Genomic DNA, 17,310 nt, shown 5'->3' with positions numbered 1-17,310 from the left:
CATCGACAGTGTGCGCATGCAGCCGCTATAAAGATCGCCCATGCATTGGAGTCACCGGTGAGCGAAGAAATCCTGATCAACGTGACCCCTCGCGAGACACGCGTCGGCGTGGTCGAAAACGGCATGTTGCAGGAGGTGCACGTCGAGCGGGCCTCCCGCCGCGGCTATGTGGGCAATGTGTACAAGGGGCGCGTGCAGCGGGTGATGCCCGGCATGCAGGCGGTGTTTGTCGATATCGGTCTGGAGCGCGCCGCGTTTCTGCACGCCTCGGACATCGTGCGCCCGCCCGTGCAAGCCGCCGCCGAAGGGGCGGAGGTGGCGGCGACCGGGGGCAACGGGCATACACCCTCGATCAGCGAACTGGTGCACGAAGGCCAGGAGATCGTGGTGCAGGTGGTCAAGGACCCGATCGGCACCAAGGGCGCGCGGCTGTCCACCCACCTGTCGATTCCTTCGCGCTACCTGGTGCTGCTGCCGTATGCGCGCACGCTGGGCATTTCGGCCCGGGTCGAGGAGGAGGCCGAGCGCCAGCGCCTCAAGGAAGTGCTTACCTCGCTGATTGGCGAGAACCCGCTGGGCTATATCGTACGCACCAATGCGGAAGGGCAGACCGCCGAGTCGCTGGCCTTCGATGTCACCTACCTGGGCAAGGTGTGGCGCGTGGTGCAGGAAAACATCGTCAAGGCCAAGGTCGGCGAGCGCGTCTACGAAGAGCTGTCGCTGCCGCTGCGCAGCCTGCGCGACATGCTCAACGATGATATCGAGAAGGTGCGGGTGGATTCGCGCGAGACCTTCGAGAAGGTCGTCAAGTTCGTGCACAAGTTCATGCCGCAGCTGGACGACCGCATCGAGCACTATTCGGGCGAGCGCCCCATTTTCGACCTCTATGGCGTCGAAGACGAAATCCAGCGCGCGCTGAAGAAGGAGGTGCCGCTCAAGTCCGGCGGCTACCTGATCGTCGACCAGACCGAGGCGATGACCACCATCGACGTGAACACCGGCGGCTACGTCGGTACGCGGAATCTGGAGGAAACCGTTTATCGGACGAATCTGGAAGCAGCGCAGGCCGCCGCACGCCAGCTCCGTCTGCGCAACCTGGGTGGCATCATCATCATCGACTTCATCGACATGACCGACGAGGAGCACCGGCGCCAGGTGCTGCGCATGCTCGAGAAGGGCCTGCTGCGCGATCACGCCAAGACCACGGTCTACCCCATGTCGGCCCTGGGCCTGGTGGAAATGACGCGCAAGCGCACCACCGAAAGCCTGGAGCGCCAGCTGTGCGAACCATGCCCCGCCTGCAGCGGGCGCGGCACGCTCAAGACCGCCGAAACCGTGACTTACGAGATCTTCCGCGAGATCACCCGGGCTGTGCGCCAGTTCAATACCGAAAAATTACTGGTGATGGCCAGCCCGAACGTGGTCGGCCGCATCCTCGAGGAAGAGTCCGCCGCGGTGGCCGAACTGGAAGAGTTCATCTCCAAAAGCATACGCTTTCAGGCCGAGGAGCATTATTCGCAGGAACAGTTCGATGTGGTTCTTCTGTAAGACGCGCCGCCCCGCGCTCCGCGTCGCGAGCCAGTCGTGAGCGCAGCCTGGTTGAAACGTACCCATTTCTGCGCCCGGGCCGTCGCCTGGGTGGTTGGCGTGGCCGTGATTTCGCTGGCCGTGCTGATGGGCCTGGCGCAATTGCTGCTGCCGCTGCTGGCCAAGCACCCGGCATGGGTGGAGACGCAGCTGGCCGCGAGGTTGCATCGTCCGGTGACCTTCGAGTCGATGGAAGGCCGCTGGCAGCCTTCCGGTCCGATGTTCGTCATGCGCGGCGTGACCATTGGTTCGGGGGACGGCGGCGCGCCGCTGAAGATTCCCGAGGCCGAGCTCAAGCTCGATCCGGGCGGCTGGCTGTTGCCATCGCGCCATGTGGTCAACCTGCATGCGCGTGGGCTGCAGTTTGATCTCAGCCGCGATACCGACGGCACCTGGCACGTCAACGGGTTTGGTCTTGCCGGCGGCGAGGAGAAACAGAAGCCTGGCTTCAACCAGTTTTCGATCGGCTTGTCGTTGAGCGATACGCGACTGGATATCACCGACAACCGCATCAACCGACACTTCACCTTGCTGGCGGACCAATTGCGCCTGAGCCGACAGGGGCGTCGCATACGCGTAGGTGCCTTGCTGCGTCGCGAGGGTACGCCGGGGCAGGTACGTGGCGCAGGCAATTTCAGCGACGACGGCGCGGACGGCAAGCTGTGGATCAGCGGCAGCAATCTCGATCTGCATGCCTTGTCCACCGGCATCGATATGGCCGGCTATACGGCCGACAGCGGCAGCGGTTCGTTCGAAAGCTGGTTGGATTGGCGCGACGCGCGCGTCGTGCGCAGCCTCACGCGTTTTCATCTGAGCGATCTGAAACTGGGCAACCCCGATGGCGCCACCGCCAGCGCGGAAGGCCTCGATGGCCTGGCCGAAGTCGCCATAGGCAAGGACAGTTACACCATCCGCTGGGCGGCCGACGACGGCGGCATCGCCGTCGCCTCGCTCAAGGGCATGAACTCCGATCAGGCCAGTGTCGACGTCGTTGCGCGCAACCTGCAGCTGGCGCCGCTGGTGCCCTGGCTGGCGCTCAAGCCGCAGTTGTCGCCGGGGCTGGCGCAGTGGGTTGGTACGGGCAAGCCGCGCGGGCAGATCAGCCAGGCGCAGTTCGGCTGGAGTCACGCCGAAGGTTTGCGTGAGCTGCAGGTCGCCTTCGACAACGTCGCGATCAATCCGGTCGGTAAATTGCCCGGTATCGATGGCATCCGCGGCGAGTTTCGTGGCGATGCGCAGGCGATGGCAGTTTCACTGCCGGCGCAGGCCACGGTGCTGCGTTTTCCGCACACCTTCCGCGAGCCGTTCGTGATGTCCAGGCTCGGCGGTGACGTGGTGTTCTGGCGTGACGAGGATGCCTTGCATATCGGTACCCAGGCATTCGAGTTCGAAGGCGCGGGTTTTGGTGGGCAAGCGCGCGGCGAAGTGGCGCTGCCCAATGAGGGTGGACGTCCATTCATGGATTTGTACGCCACCATCTCGCATGCCGATATCGTCGCCGCCAAGCTGTTCTGGCCGGTGGATTCGATGTCGCCGGCCGCGGTGCAGTGGCTGGACCAGGCACTCGTCGACGGCAAGATGGATCACGCCGATGTGCTGGTGCGCGGCGACTTGAAGGACTGGCCGTTCCACCACAACGAAGGGCGCTTCGAGGGGCGTGCCGAGCTCAGCGGGCTGGAGCTCAACTATGGCCGGGACTGGCCGCATGCGCAGAACGTCACGGCGGTCGCCAACTTCATCAATGGCGGCATGCTCGTCGAAGCCAGTGCCGGCGAGTCGCTGGGCAACAAGGTCGAACACGCGGTAGCGGTCATTCCCGAGCTTGGCCACACCGTGCTCGATCTCAATGTAAACGGCAACGGCACGGGCGCCAGCATGATGGACTTCGTGCAGCGCAGCCCCATCGGTATCCATCACGCGGACACCTTGTCCAAGCTGCGGCTGGGCGGTACCGGCGCCTTCGATTTCCACCTGTCCCTGCCGGTGGCGGACGCCAGCAACTTCATCCTCGATGGTCGCGCGCAATTGAAGGGCGTGGATTTCGATGCGCCGGAGTGGAACCTCAAGCTCGACAAGCTCACCGGTCCGGCCACCTTCGACAAGGCCGGCTTTCATGCCGGACCGCTCGATACGAGTTTCCGCGGCCAGCCGGCCAAGCTGGATCTGGCCATCGCTGGCGCCACCGGGCAACCCAATACGGCGCTCTCGGCCAAGCTGGCCGGCCGCTTCAGCATGGCCGAGCTCACGCAGGGCTACAAACAGCTCGATTGGCTGAACCAGGTGGCGGATGGGCGCAGCGATTTCACGGTGGGCTTCAACATCCTCACGGCGCCGGGCTCGGCAGCCAGCACGCAACAGTTGAGCGTGGATTCCATGCTAAGCGGCATGACGCTTGATTTCCCTGCGCCATTGAAGAAATCGGCGGAGGGCACGCTGCCGCTGCACCTGGACATGAACCTGCCGATGCAGGGCAGTGATGTGCAGCTGAGCGTGGGGCAGGTGGTGCGTGCGCGCATGCGTCTTCCGCAGAACGACAACCAGTCGCTCGCCGCCACGTTCGCCTTCGGCACCAAGGCGCCTGATTCGGTGCCAGAGAAGGGCATACGCATACGCGGCCGACCCGGCAAGCTCGACGTCACCGGCTGGACGCAGTACGCCGCCGCCGGCAGCAGCAACAATGGCCCTGGCCTGGAAAGCATCGATGTGACGGCCGAGCAGGCGATGGTGTTTGGCCATCCATTTGCCGACATGCATCTGCTCGCCACCTCGCAGCCGGATGGCCTGGTGGTGGATGTCGACAGCGCCGCACTGGCCGGCCGCTTCAATATCCCGCTGGCCGATCTGACTCGCCGTGGCGTGACCGCACGGCTGCAGCGGCTGTATTGGCCCAAGGATGTGGTGGCGCCGAAGAAATTCGCTGGCGGTGCGACCGATGTCGCCACGGCGCAGAATGGCTTCGCGCAGACGGCTGCCGGCGCGGCGACGCCACCGCCCAATCCGGCCGTCACCGGCATCACGCCCTCGGCGCTGCCGCCGTTCCACCTGTGGGTGAACGATCTGCGCTTCGGTGATTCCAAGCTTGGCGAGGCGAGGCTGGAAACGTGGCCGACCGACAAGGGCATGCATATCGACCAGCTGCGTACCTTGTCGCACGGCGTGCAGATCAACGGTGTCGGCGACTGGAATGGCACGGCCAACGACAGCCGTTCGCACATGCGCTTTGATTTTGCCGCCGAGAACATGGGCGACATGCTCGGCGCCTTCGGCTACGAAGGTCTGCTCGCGGGCGGCAAGGTGCGCTCGCAGCTGGATGCCACCTGGCCCGGCGCGCCGTCGGCGATGGAGCTGGGCAATATGGAGGGCAAGCTGACCATCAACATCACCGATGGCCGCATGCCGGAAGTGACGCCGGGCGTGGCGCGCCTGTTCGGCCTGGTGTCCGTGCTGGAACTGCCGCGCCGCCTGTCCTTCGACTTCGGCGATGTATTCGGCAAGGGGCTCGCCTTCGATGCCATCTCGGGCGATTTCAAGTTGAGCGATGGCAACGCGACCACCGACAACCTGCAGATTCGCAGTCCCGCCGCTGAAATCTCCATCACCGGTCGCACCGGTGTGCGCGCCAAGGACTATGACCTGCAGGTGCTCGCCATACCCCACGCCGGCAACAGCTTGCCGGTGGTCGGCGCGTTTGTCGGTGGGCCCATTGGCATTGCGGCCGGTTTCGTGGCGCAGGGGCTGCTCGGGCACGGCATCAATCGCTTCGCCAGTGCGCGCTACAAGGTCACCGGCAGCTGGGACAAGCCCAACATCACCTTGATCGAGAAGAAGGATGTGCCGGTGCCGCCGGCGTTGGCGGCGCCGGGCACGGCCACCTCACCGGCGCCGGCGAGCAGCAGCGCGCGTTGAGCCGTCGATCGAATTGTGTGGGAGCGCACCCTGTGCGCGACGGCCTGGTCGGTAGCCAAGCCGTCGCGCACAGGGTGCGCTCCCACAGGTGCCGCTCTTACACCGATGGCTCTCGCGGCTTGGTACTGCCCCGAAACGGAAACAGCTGCTGGCGCACGAAGCCATCGGGCATGTAATCGCCCACCACGCCATAGCGCTCCGGAAATTGCTTGGTCGACTTCACGGCGGTGCCGAACAGGTAATCGAGAAACGCGTAGTGCGCGGCGTAGTTCTTGTCGATTGCTTCCTCGTCGGAGGCGTGGTGCCAGTGATGGAAGTCCGGCGTGACGATCACGTACTTCAGCGGACCCCACGGCAGATGGACGTTGGCGTGATTGAACACGGCCTGGAAACCCACCACGATGATGTAGGCATTCATCACACCCTCGCTGAAACCGAGGATGTACAGCGGCGCCAGCACGGCGACACGCGTGACGATCAATTCCAACATGTGCTGGCGCGAACCGGCCAGCCAGTCCATGGTCTTCACCGAATGGTGCACGGCATGGAAGCGCCAGAGCAGCGGCAGCTCGTGATACCCGCGATGGGTCCAGTACTGCGCCAGGTCGGCCACCAGGATGCACACCAGCAGCTGCGGTACGAACGGCGTGTGCTGCACGAACTGCTGGAAGTCGCTGCGCACCAGCCAGCCGAACAGGTGGTGCAGCAGGAAATTCACCACCAGCAGGGCCAGGCCCACGATGAAGTGATTGACCGCGAAGTGCTTCAGGTCGGTCTGCCATTCCTTGCGGAACAGCGTCTGGCCCTTGTACAGCGGAAACAGCTTCTCGATCACCACGAACACCAGGGTGGAGCCGAGCAGGTCGAGGATGAACCAGTCCAGCCCGATGTACGGCGTATGGTCGGGAAAGTCGCCCACCGGCACGCGCGAGCCGCCCAGCGCGGTCGCGGCGATCACCAGGGCGAATGCCACCATGCTGAGCCGGCGCGCGCGGCCCAGGATGATATTGGCCAGCGACATGCCGCCGGCCACCAGCAGGGCGGCCAGCAGCAGCTGGCGCAGCACATCGACCGAATACTGGTGGCGCAGGTCGGGCGTGGTCAGGTACTGCGGGAAGTGGAAGGCCAGCACCGCCAGCAGGCTCAGGAAGCCCAGCGACAGCGCGATGATGCTGCTCACCATGCCCTGGCCGGGCTTGAGCTCGCCGTCCTTGTGCAGCAGCTCGCGGGCTTCCCCGATGGGTGCCTTGATGGTGCGGTCGATCACCTTGTGGGCCAGCGGCTGCCGGGGTGTGTCGCTCATACGTGTTCCTTCACATGTGCGTCATCAATGGATGGCGGCATCCTAACCGCTGGCCCGGCTCCGCTCCATCAGACGAGGCTTTAAACGCCCGGCGAATGGCCCCAACTTGCTAAAGTCCCCCTTTTGCAAACGGCATCGACTACATGGATTCCCTGATCGCGCAGGCAGAACGTCGCCTGCTGTCGCCGGGCGGCCTGGCCGCCACCGACCTAGACCGCGTCTTCAACCAGTTGATGGGCCCCTCCATCGACGCCGCCGACCTGTATTTCCAGCATTCGCGCAGCGAGTCCTGGGTGCTGGAGGAGGGCATCGTGAAGGATGGCAGCCACTCCATCGAGCAGGGCGTGGGCGTGCGGGCGATCAGCGGCGAAAAGACCGGCTTCGCGTATTCCGACGAGATCGTGCTGCCGCAGCTGCTGGAGGCCTCCAAGGCCGCCCGCGCCATCGCCCAGGGCGGTAACGGTGCCGGCAAGCCGCTGGCGCTCAACGGCGCCCGCCAGCTGTATCCGGCGATCGACCCGGTCGAAAGCCTGCCCAACCCCGACAAGATCGCCTTGCTGCGCGAAGTGGATGCCTATGCGCGCTCCCGCGACCCGCGCGTGAAGCAGGTCATCGTCAGCCTGTCCGCCACCATGGATACGGTGCTGATCGCCGCCTCCGACGGCACCCTGGCCGCCGACGTGCGCCCGCTGGTGCGCATGAATGTCACCGTGATCGCCGAGCAGAACGGCCGCCGCGAGCAGGGCAGCTCCGGTGGCGGTGGCCGTTATGGCTACCGCGAGCTGATCGAGAACGGCCGCGCCATGGGCTTTGCCGATGAAGCGGTGCGCGGTGCGCTGGTCAATCTGGAGGCCGTCGACGCGCCCGCCGGCAGCATGCCGGTGGTGCTGGGTCCGGGCTGGCCGGGCGTGCTGCTGCACGAAGCGATCGGCCACGGCCTGGAAGGCGACTTCAACCGCAAGGGCAGCTCGGCCTTCGCCGGCCGCATCGGGCAACGCGTCGCCGCGCCGGGCGTCACCGTGGTGGACGACGGCACGATCACGGGTCGCCGCGGCTCGCTCAGCGTGGACGACGAGGGCACCGCCACCGAATGCACCACGCTCATCGAGGACGGCATCCTCAAGGGCTATATGCAGGACAAGCTCAATGCGCGCCTGATGGGCATGGCGCCCACCGGCAACGGCCGCCGCGAGTCGTTCGCGCAGCTGCCGATGCCGCGCATGACCAACACCTACATGCTTGCCGGCCAGCACGACCCGCAGGAGATCATCCGTTCGGTGAAGAAGGGCCTGTACGCCGTGAATTTCGGCGGCGGCCAGGTCGACATCACCAATGGCAAGTTCGTGTTCTCCGCCAGCGAGGCGTACCTGATCGAGGACGGCAAGATCACCCGCCCGGTGAAGGGCGCCACCCTGATCGGCTCCGGCCCCGATGTGCTCAACCGCGTGTCGATGATCGGCAACGATTTGGCGCTGGACGAGGGCGTCGGTGTATGCGGCAAGGATGGCCAGAGCGTGCCCGTGGGCGTGGGCCAGCCGACGCTCAAGGTCGATGCGATGACGGTGGGTGGCACGGCGTCCTGACGCCGCTCATCGGGGCCGCCAGCCTGCGGCTATATCGATAGAACAAAAGCTCATTTCGCTTTGACGAGCCGCAGCCGGACAGTGTCCGCTGCGGCTTTTCCCGTTGGCCGCCCGGACGTCTGGACGTCCGGTTCATCTTACGGTGAGGGGCGGTGCGATGAGCGAAGCGACACGAGTTCTGCCGGGTCAGGCCCGTGCCCAGGCGGTTGCCGCCACGCGCTCCGCGCGATGGGGCGTGTTCTCCAACGAAGACTGGTGGTCGGTGTGGATCGGCCTGCTGGTGATCGTGGTGGCCTGGGCGCTGTTTGCGAACGGCAGCAGCCTGAAGTGGCTGGCGGTGGCGCCGGCGAAGTGGAAGACGCTGGCGGAAGCGTGGCAGGGCGTGGTTTCCCACGCACCCAACTATCTCGCGCTGTTTGCTGCTTTCGCGCTGTTGTTCGGCACCGGGCTTGCGGTGCTCGGGCACTCGCTGACGCGTTTTCTGCCTGCGTTTGCGATCCTGTTCGTGGTGTCGCTGCTGATCTTCACGACCTCGGCGTGGGTCGAGGCTTCGCGCTACAACCTCGAGGCGCCGCTGCTCGCGCTGGGATTGGGGCTGGTCGTCTCCAACACGGTGAAGCTACCCGAGTGGTTCCAGTCGGGCTTGCGCGTGGAGTTCTACATCAAGGTGGGCATCGTGCTGCTCGGTGCGACGTTGCCGCTGACGTTGTTGTTCTGGGCGGGTCCCGTGGCGGTAGGGCAGGCGACCATCGTCTCGCTCGCCACCTTCTTCACCATTTTTCTAGCAGGCAAGGCCCTGGGTCTCGATAAGCGTTTCGCTGCGGTGCTAGGCGTCGGCGGTGCAGTGTGCGGCGTCTCGGCAGCGATCGCCAGCGGTGGCGCGGTGCGCGCGCGTCGCGAAGATACCTCGGTCGCCATCACCCTGGTGGTGGTATGGGCGATCGTGATGATCTTCGTGCTGCCGTTCGCCTCGCGCGCGCTGGGTCTGTCCACGCCGGTGGCCGGTGCGTGGATCGGCACGTCCGAGTTCGCGGATGCGGCCGGCGTGGCGGCAGCGCAGGCCTACGGTGATGCCGCCCGCAATGCAGGTGGCGCCATCGCCGGCGCACCGGATGCGGCTGTGCAGGCATTCACGCTGATGAAAGTGGTGGGCCGCGATATCTGGATCGGCATCTGGGCGTTCGTGCTGGCGTGGGTTGCCACGACGCGTTGGAACACGTCCGAGGATGGCGTACAGGCGAAAGCCGATGTGCGCGAAATCTGGGCGCGCTTTCCGAAGTTCGTGTTCGGCTTCGTGATCGCCTCCGCCCTGGTCACGTGGATTGCGAGTCACTATTCGCTGGCCGACTACCGCAAGGTCGTCACGCCCGATCTGGTCGCACCGATCAGCACGCTGCGCACCTGGGCCTTCACGTTTTGCTTCCTGAGCATCGGACTCACCACGCGGTTGCGTTCGCTCACGGCGACAGGCTGGCGTCCGCTGGCGGCGTTTACCGCGGGCGTGGTGGTCAACGTGATCATCGGCTACGTGCTGTCGGTGCACGTGTTTGCGAACTATTGGAACGGGCTCGGCGGATGAGTGCGGTGGTGACAGTCGCGGCGCGTTGCGAGCACTGTCGTCATCGTTGCGATGATCCGCGCGAGATGGAACAGCGTGTGCCGGGTTTGGCGTCGTTCGGCTCGGCTTATGGGGCGAGCATCGGGGCGAGCGCGTTATGCGAGGTGCACGATTGTTTTGTGTCGCCGGGGGATGCGTGTGGGCGGTTTAGCCCCGTTGAAAACTGAGGCGGGTTGAGTCGCGCACAGGGTGCGCTCCCACAAGGTGACGACCATCCTGTGGGAGCGCACCCTGTGCGCGACTCACGCTTGCCTCAGTCTTCGTTCTCTTCCGGCAAATCGTCGGCGTCTTCGTCGGCGGCCTCGTCCGTGCGGTTCCCCGCCGCCAGGTCCTTCAGCAACTGATAGATCTCGCGGTACGCCCGCGGCGGCTTGTTGCCGTCTTTCTCGATCTTGGCCTGGCGCACCAGCGAACGCAGGTGCTGGCGGTCGACATTCGGATACTGGGCGATCACGTCGCTCATGGCGTTGTCGGGGTCACTCAGCAGGCGATCGCGGGTGGCTTCCAGGCGGTGCATGGCAGCCGTTTCCTGGCGCTGGCGATCGCGGTTCTCGCCCAGCGCAGCGCGCACGCCGTCAAACACGCTGGCGTCGTGACGACGCATCACCTTGGCCAGGAAGGCCAGCTGCCGCTTGCGCGCGATATGCGCGGTGATGCGGCGCGTGTTGGCAATCTCGCGCTCCACGTCTTCCGGCAACTCCAGCCTGGCCAGCTTGCTTGGCGGCAGCTCGAGCAACTGGACGGCCAAGGCCAGCACGGCCAGCGCGTCCTTGCGTTGCTGCGTACGGGTTGGGCCGTAATCGTGGTCCGGATTGTCGGTGTAGGTGCGGTTCACAGGAGTATTCCAACGGGTGGAGCAAACGCTCAGGGGGCGGCGATGACGCCGTCGAGCAGGTCCGGTTCGGCCTGTTCCAGGGCGAAGCGGGAAATCGGCTCGCCCTCCAGCTCCACGGTTTCGCAGAACATGGCGGCGGGACGTACCCACAGGCCGTAATCGCCATAGAGCGCCTGGTAGACCACTACCTCTTCCATCGTTTCGCTGTGCCGGGCCGTGCCCAGGACGCGGTAACGCTGGCCTTTGTAGTGGCGGTAGATGCCGGCTGTCAGTGACATGGCGTTCTCCGCGACGCTCCGTTGCTTTCGTGTACGCGACCCCCACTTTCGGAGTTGCGCGGCTAGGACCGCGTATTCTACCCGTTCCCCGCATTCCCGTAGGAAAAGCCGCGTGACCCAGCTCAGCCCCACCCAGGACCGCAGCAACGACGAACTCGACCGTCTGGCCCAACTGGCCGAGGACGTGATTCGCCGGGCCCGCGCCGCCGGCGCCAGCCAGGCCGAGGTGGCCGCCAGCATCGACACGGGTCTGAACGTGAACGTGCGCCTGGGCGAGGTGGAAACGGTCGAGCACACGCGCGACCGCGGCTTCGGGCTCACGGTCTATTTCGGGCAGCGCAAGGGCTCGGCCAGCACGGCCGACCTCAATCCCGATTCCATCCAGGCCACGCTGGAACAGGCTTGCGCGATCGCCCGCTACACCGAGGAAGACCCGGCGGCCGGCCTGGCCGACGCGTCCCGCATGGCCACCCAGTTCCCCGATCTGGACCTGTGGCATCCGTGGCGGATCGAGACCGACCAGGCGATCGAACTGGGCAAGCAGATCGAGGACGCCGGCCGCGCCCACGCCGGCATCACCAATTCCGATGGCGCCAGCGTGCAGATGGGCGAAAGCCTGGCCGTCTACGCCAACTCACATGGTTTTGTCGGCCGCGAGCGCGGCACCCGACATTCGCTGTCGGTGGCGCTGATTGCCGGCGACGACGACGGCATGCAGCGCGACTATTGGTACGACAGCGTGCGCTCGGCGGATGATTTCATCAGCGCCCAGGCGCTCGGCGACAAGGCCGCGCAGCGTACGCTGGCGCGGATGGGGGCACGCTCACTGTCCACGCGTCAGTGCCCCGTGCTGTTCACCCCTGAAGTCGCGCGCGGGCTGATCGGTCATCTGATCGGCGCCGTCAGCGGCGGCGCGCTGTACCGCGGTGCCAGTTTTTTGCTGGACCACGCCGGCAAGCAGGTCATGCCGTCCTGGATGAATATCGTGGAGCGTCCGTTCGTGATGCGCGGGCAGGGTTCGGGCTCGTTCGACGCCGAGGGTGTGGCCACGCGTGACAGCTCGCTGATCGAGAACGGCGTGCTCGCACGCTACGTGCTCGGCAGCTATTCGGCGCGCAAGCTGGGCCTGGAATCCACCGGCAATGCCGGCGGCATCCACAACATGATCGTGCAGCCCGGCCAGGACGATTTCGCCGGCATGCTCAAGCGCATGGGCACCGGCCTGGTGGTCACCGAGGTGATGGGGCAGGGCGTGTCCACCATCACCGGCGATTACTCGCGCGGCGCGGCCGGCTTCTGGGTGGAGAACGGCCAGATCGCCTACCCGGTGGAAGAGATCACCATCGCCGCGAACCTGCGCGACATGTACGCCAATATCGTGGCCGTGGGCGCGGACGTGGATCACCGCTCGCACCTGCTGACCGGCTCGATTCTGCTGGAGCAGATGACCATCGCCGGAGAGTGACTAGCTGCACCGGTAATACGGGCGGACACTTGCTAGGATGAGGCCGTCAGCAGTAGCTGACTGAACAATCAGGCCTTTACGACCCAGGAGATGCACGCATGAGCGTTCCGCCCGAGTCCGTCGTACCGCCGCCGTCGAGCGGCTCCTCCGTGCCGCCGTCCGATGTCCCCAGCGTTCAGGAGCGCCAGTGGGCGATGTTCGCCCATCTGTCCGCGCTGCTGGGCCTCATCATCACCGGCCATTGGTTCGGCTGGGGCTGCTTCCTCGGGCCGCTGATCATCTGGTTGGTGAAGAAGGACAGCATGCCCTTCGTCAACGACCAGGGCAAAGAGGCGCTGAACTTCAACATCACCGTGGCCATCGTGTTCTTTGCGCTGTTCGTGCTGACGCTGATCACGCTGGGCCTTGGCGTGCTGATTGCCGTCCCCGTGGGCATCGTGGTCGGTGTGGCGTGGCTGGTGTTCACCATCATTGCCGCGATCCGGGCGAACGAAGGCGTGCGTTATCGCTACCCGTTCACCTTGCGGCTCATCAGCTAAACCAGCAAAAAAGAGGCGACCCTCGGGTCGCCTTTTTCCATTCAGTGCAGGCCCACGTAGACGCGTTTGAAGCCCACCGGCTGCTCCAGCGTGGGTACCTTCCAGGCGCCGGTCACCACCATCTGCTTGCCGTCGTCTGACATGGCCCAGGTCTGGTCGAGCTGGGTGCCGTCGGCGTAGCGGATAGTCACCACCAGCTGGCCACTCATGATCTGGCCACGCACCATCGCGTTGCCGTTGAGCGACTGGCGGGCCACGCCGTCCAGCTTGCCGGTCAGCTGGTCGCCGTTATTCAGGCGGACCTGGAAGGTCTTGGCATCCTGCTGCACCAGCAGGACCGAGTCGTTCTGCAGCATCGGCGGCATCGGGTAGGAGGCCGTCGCGATGGGATCCTTGTCGGTGCTCGATGCCGGTTTGCTGTCGCCGCTGTCGCCACGGTGGCCGTGACCACCGCCGCCCATGCCGCCACCGTGGCCGCCACCGCCCATGCCACCGCCGCCGGTGCCACCCCCACCCATCCCACCACCACCGTGGCGCCCGCCGCCATGCGAGCCGGCAGGCGGCGCGCTGGAGGACGACGAGGCGGGCGCTGAGGACTGCTGGCGCGCCGCCAGCTCCTTGCGCGCCTCCACGCGCATCGCGTTGGTCAAGCCATCCGCGCTATCGCTGTTGCGATCGTCCAGGCGCCAGGCGCCGGAGAAATCGGTGGACTGTGCCGCGATGGCGGCGCCGGTGATCAGCACGAGCGAGGCGCCGAGCCAACGGCTGCGGGTAGAGCGGAGCAAGGGCATCGGATCGGCACAGTCGGGGATCTAACACGCAGGAACGTTCGAGCGTGGCGACTGTTGACCCGTTGTCGGCAAGCTGCCGAGCAGTCGCTCAGCGCAGGCGCGCCGCGGCGTAGCGCGCCAGTTCTTCCAGCAGGCCGGCGCGTTCGCCGAACGGTGCGATGGCGTCGAGTGCATCCTGCGTGAGGCGGGCCAGATGTTCGCGCGATGCGGCCATGCCGATGATCGAGGGGAAGGTCGGCTTGTCGGCGGCCGCGTCCTTGCCGGCGGTCTTGCCGAGCACGGCCGACTCGCCTTCCACGTCGAGAATGTCGTCGCGCACCTGGAAGGCCAGGCCCACGGCATGGCCATAGCGATCGAGCGCGGAGAGCTCATCGTCCGAGGCGCCGGCGGCCAGGCCACCCAGACGCACGGCGGCGCGGATCAGCGCGCCGGTCTTGCAGGCGTGCATGAACTCCAGCTCGGTGAGCGTGAGCTTGCGTCCCACCGCGGCCAGGTCCAGCGCCTGGCCACCGGCCATGCCGTCGGCACCGCAGGCGCGGCCGAGCACGCGCAGCATCTCCACGCAGCGCGCCGGCGAGACGCCAAGGTCCACGTCATGGGCCAGCAGTTCGAACGCCAGGGCCTGCAGCGCGTCGCCGGCCAGGATGGCCATCGCCTCGCCGAACACGATGTGGCAGGTGGGACGGCCGCGGCGCATGGCGTCATCGTCCATCGCCGGCAGATCGTCATGCACCAGCGAATAGGCGTGGATCAGCTCCACCGCCACCGCCGGCGCATCCAGGCGTGAGCCGGTTTCGCCAAACGCATGGCCGGCCGCATAGACCAGCAGCGGACGCAGGCGCTTGCCGCCGCCGAGCACGGCGTAACGCATCGCCCGGTGCAGCTCGATGGGCGCGGTGTCTTCCGGCGGAAGGGAACGGACGAGCGCCTCTTCGGCGCGGGCGATCAGCGACTTGAGCTGGGCGCCAAGCTCGGAGCTCTCAGAGCTCGGGTTCAAAAGGTTCGGCTGTGTCTGGGGCATCGGGGTCGAGCAGCATCCGTACGCGCAACTCGGCATTTTCCAATGCCTGCTGGCAATGGCGATATAGGCCGATGCCGCGTTCGAAGGAGGACAGGGATTCGTCCAGGCTCAATTCGCCGCCTTCCATACGCGCAACCAACTGCTCGAGTTCGTCCAGCGAGTGTTCGAAATCGGCGGCGGGGGCGACGGGGGCGGATGCAGACTTGGCCATGGCCCGCAAAGCTAGCGCAGGGGCGGTGCGGAATCAATCGAAACAACGCTCAGTAGGCCGGTTGCCATAGGGGCCGTGCCTGGCCGAACAAGGCCACGCCACGCGCGCTCAGCCAGCGGTCGCCCACCCCGATCAGTTCCTCGCCCGCGTAAAGCATGGGGCAGGCCAGCCGACGCCATGGCGGCATGCCGCCTTGCTGGAACAGGTCGCGCAGCTCGCGGGTATGCGCATCTCCCGCCGGCCGCAGCTGCTCGCCGCCACGGCGCAGGCGGATGCTGAGCGAGTCGCTCAGCTGCCCGGGCGGATCGAGCCGCAGGCTGCCGCCATCGGGCAAGGCCAGCGGTTCGCCGTGCCAGTGGGCCTGCCAGTGCGGATCGATCGGCGGTTGCGGCGGCAGCGCCCACAGGCGTCCCCGCCACACATGCACCTCGGCACCGGCCCAGCGGATACAGGGCAACTGCCCGTCGCGTGCCGTGCACTGGCGTTCGATCTGCTCGCGCTGGGCCGTGGTGGGGGCGGTGAGTCCGCGCGCGTGCAGCCAGTCGTCCAGCAGTGGATGCCGCAGCGCGGGCGAAAGTGCAAGCCAGCCGTGGGCGTCGAGGCTGCCGTTGGTGGTGTCGAGCAGGCGCGCCTGCTCGCTGCGCCACTGCTGCTCCAGCGTTTCGGTGGCGGCGCGGTGGAGGCTGGCGCTGTGCACGATGGAGTCCACCGCCTGCGGCCAGTGCTGGGTGAGGCGCGGCAGGATCTCGTGGCGAAGAAAATTGCGCGAGAGCCGCGCATCGTTGTTCGATGGATCGTCGATGCAGGGCAGATCGTATTGCGCCACATAGCGGCGCAACGCGTCACGCGGCGTGTCCAGCAGCGGACGCCATAGCAGGCCTTCGCCGAGACGACGCGTGACGCGCATGCCGCCCAGCCCTTCCGGCCCGGCGCCACGCAGCAATTTGAGCAGGACGGTTTCGGCCTGGTCGTCGCGGTGGTGCGCCAACAACAGTCGTTCGCCCTGACGCAGCGAGGCCGCGAACGCACGGTAACGGGCATCGCGCGCCGCTGCCTCCAAGCCATAGCCACGCGCATGATCGACGTGGACGCGCAGCACCAGGCAGGGCACACCCCATTCGCGGGCCATCTGTTTGCAGCGTTCGGCCCAGTCGGCGCTGTCCGCATGCAGGCCGTGGTCGATATGCAGGGCGCGCAAGTCGCGCGCCTTCGCTTCCGGCAATTGGGCCAGTGCGTGCAGCAACGCGGTGGAGTCGGGGCCGCCGCTGTAGGCAACGCACAACGGCCCTTGCGCGTGTTTCTGCAAGGCCTCGCGCAGCGTGTCGATCAGCTTATTCACGAGCCGCGGTCTTCTTGCCCTTGTTGCGCACGTAGATCACCTTGGGGCGGCCTTCGCCGGGGCTGCGGCGATCGAGCTCGAACAGCGTGGTGGCGGCAATCAATTCGCTGAGCTTGTTGTAGCCATAGCTGCGAGCGTCGAAGTTCGGACGCTGCTTGGTGATGATGGAACCCACGCCGCCGAGCGCGGCCCATCCATCGTCATCTGAAGCCGCTTCCAGGGCATTGCGCAGCAGATTCACCAGGCTCGAATCCTGCTTGAGCTGGGCGGCCGTGCGCGGCTTGAGCGGCTGCTCTTCATCGGGCTTGCCGACGATGATGTCGGTGTAGATGAACTTGTCGCAGGCCGCCACGAACGGGTCGGGCGTCTTGCGTTCGCCGAAGCCATAGACGATCAGTCCCGACTCGCGGATGCGCGCGGCCAGGCGGGTGAAGTCGCTGTCGCTGGAGACGATGCAAAAGCCATCGAAGCGCCCCGAATAGAGCAGGTCCATCGCATCGATGATCATCGCCGAATCGGTGGCGTTCTTGCCGCTGGTATAGCCGAACTGCTGGATCGGCTGGATCGATTGGGTGAGCAGCTGCTCTTTCCAGCTCTTGAGGTGATTGGACGTCCAATCGCCATACGCACGCTTGACGTGCGCGGTGCCGTACTTGGCCACTTCAGCGAGCAACGGCTCGGCAATGGCCGGTTGCGCGTTGTCGGCATCGATCAGGACAGCCAGCTTGCTGGTGTGTTCGTTGGCCATGGACGCGATTCCGGGCGACGTTGGCACGGATGGTAGCGCGCTGGGGCGACGATCGTGTTTCTTTGTAGGAGCGCACCCTGTGCGCG

14 protein-coding genes are annotated in these 17,310 nt (G+C 66.0%); 6 read left to right on the top strand and 8 right to left on the bottom strand.

Annotated elements, in window-relative coordinates; genetic code table 11:
• The first annotated feature begins 57 nt into the window (after positions 1-57).
• A complete protein-coding gene (rng, locus tag Y882_RS15665) occupies positions 58-1,548 on the top strand; it encodes a ribonuclease G (RefSeq protein WP_046972886.1) in 1,491 nt (496 codons plus the stop codon).
• Between the two features lie 51 nt (positions 1,549-1,599).
• The gene (locus Y882_RS15660; protein ID WP_244466366.1) at positions 1,600-5,493 is read left to right on the top strand and encodes a YhdP family protein; all 3,894 of its coding nucleotides are present in this window, start codon (positions 1,600-1,602) and stop codon (positions 5,491-5,493) included.
• 97 nt (positions 5,494-5,590) lie between these two features.
• Here the strand turns inward: Y882_RS15660 and Y882_RS15655 are convergent, their stop codons facing one another.
• Positions 5,591-6,796 carry a sterol desaturase family protein gene (locus tag Y882_RS15655; RefSeq protein WP_046972884.1) on the bottom strand — a complete coding sequence of 402 codons (1,206 nt, stop codon included), beginning with the start codon at positions 6,794-6,796 and terminating at the stop codon, positions 5,591-5,593.
• A gap of 143 nt (positions 6,797-6,939) precedes the next feature.
• Here Y882_RS15655 and tldD point away from each other — a divergent pair, with 143 nt between their 5' ends.
• Both tldD and Y882_RS15645 read left to right on the top strand, forming a co-directional pair.
• Entirely contained in the window at positions 6,940-8,379 is a 1,440-nt protein-coding gene (tldD, locus tag Y882_RS15650) for a metalloprotease TldD (RefSeq protein WP_046972883.1), read from the top strand.
• Between the two features lie 157 nt (positions 8,380-8,536).
• Positions 8,537-9,958, top strand: coding sequence for a YeiH family protein (locus Y882_RS15645; RefSeq protein WP_046972882.1), 1,422 nt, complete (start codon positions 8,537-8,539; stop codon positions 9,956-9,958).
• A gap of 292 nt (positions 9,959-10,250) precedes the next feature.
• Here the strand turns inward: Y882_RS15645 and yjgA are convergent, their stop codons facing one another.
• Together yjgA and Y882_RS15635 are read right to left on the bottom strand one after the other, a co-directional pair.
• A complete protein-coding gene (yjgA, locus tag Y882_RS15640; protein ID WP_046972881.1) occupies positions 10,251-10,832 on the bottom strand; it encodes a ribosome biogenesis factor YjgA in 582 nt (193 codons plus the stop codon).
• Positions 10,833-10,861: 29 nt separating this feature from the next.
• Entirely contained in the window at positions 10,862-11,110 is a 249-nt protein-coding gene (locus Y882_RS15635; RefSeq protein WP_046972880.1) for a DUF1653 domain-containing protein, read from the bottom strand.
• Between the two features lie 112 nt (positions 11,111-11,222).
• On the opposite strand from Y882_RS15635, the gene pmbA reads away from it, so the two are divergent.
• Positions 11,223-12,575 carry a metalloprotease PmbA gene (gene pmbA / locus Y882_RS15630; RefSeq protein ID WP_046972879.1) on the top strand — a complete coding sequence of 451 codons (1,353 nt, stop codon included), beginning with the start codon at positions 11,223-11,225 and terminating at the stop codon, positions 12,573-12,575.
• Between the two features lie 98 nt (positions 12,576-12,673).
• Positions 12,674-13,114, top strand: coding sequence for a DUF4870 domain-containing protein (locus tag Y882_RS15625; protein WP_046972878.1), 441 nt, complete (start codon positions 12,674-12,676; stop codon positions 13,112-13,114).
• 41 nt (positions 13,115-13,155) lie between these two features.
• On the opposite strand, the gene Y882_RS20285 is transcribed toward Y882_RS15625, so the two are convergent.
• From Y882_RS20285 to Y882_RS15600, 5 genes are all read right to left on the bottom strand, one after another.
• On the bottom strand, positions 13,156-13,905 hold the full coding sequence (locus tag Y882_RS20285; RefSeq protein ID WP_052950062.1) for a hypothetical protein: 750 nt from the start codon (positions 13,903-13,905) through the stop codon (positions 13,156-13,158).
• A gap of 88 nt (positions 13,906-13,993) precedes the next feature.
• Positions 13,994-14,926: a polyprenyl synthetase family protein gene (locus Y882_RS15615; protein ID WP_425479476.1), complete on the bottom strand. Its 933-nt coding sequence runs from the start codon at positions 14,924-14,926 to the stop codon at positions 13,994-13,996.
• On the bottom strand, positions 14,886-15,137 hold the full coding sequence (locus Y882_RS15610) for an exodeoxyribonuclease VII small subunit (RefSeq protein ID WP_038580060.1): 252 nt from the start codon (positions 15,135-15,137) through the stop codon (positions 14,886-14,888). Before Y882_RS15610 ends, Y882_RS15615 begins: the two co-directional genes overlap by 41 nt.
• Positions 15,138-15,186: 49 nt before the next feature.
• Positions 15,187-16,476: a tRNA lysidine(34) synthetase TilS gene (gene tilS / locus Y882_RS15605; protein ID WP_052950060.1), complete on the bottom strand. Its 1,290-nt coding sequence runs from the start codon at positions 16,474-16,476 to the stop codon at positions 15,187-15,189.
• Positions 16,469-17,224, bottom strand: coding sequence for an NYN domain-containing protein (locus Y882_RS15600; protein ID WP_046972876.1), 756 nt, complete (start codon positions 17,222-17,224; stop codon positions 16,469-16,471). The genes tilS and Y882_RS15600 overlap by 8 nt, the downstream gene beginning before the upstream one ends.
• Between the last annotated feature and the right edge of the window lie 86 nt (positions 17,225-17,310).

It is taken from the genome of Dyella japonica DSM 16301 (assembly GCF_001010355.1).
Taxonomy (GTDB): domain Bacteria; phylum Pseudomonadota; class Gammaproteobacteria; order Xanthomonadales; family Rhodanobacteraceae; genus Dyella; species Dyella japonica.
The sequence above is the reverse complement of the archived record's forward strand: the minus strand, read 5'-3'. Positions and strand labels throughout refer to the sequence as shown.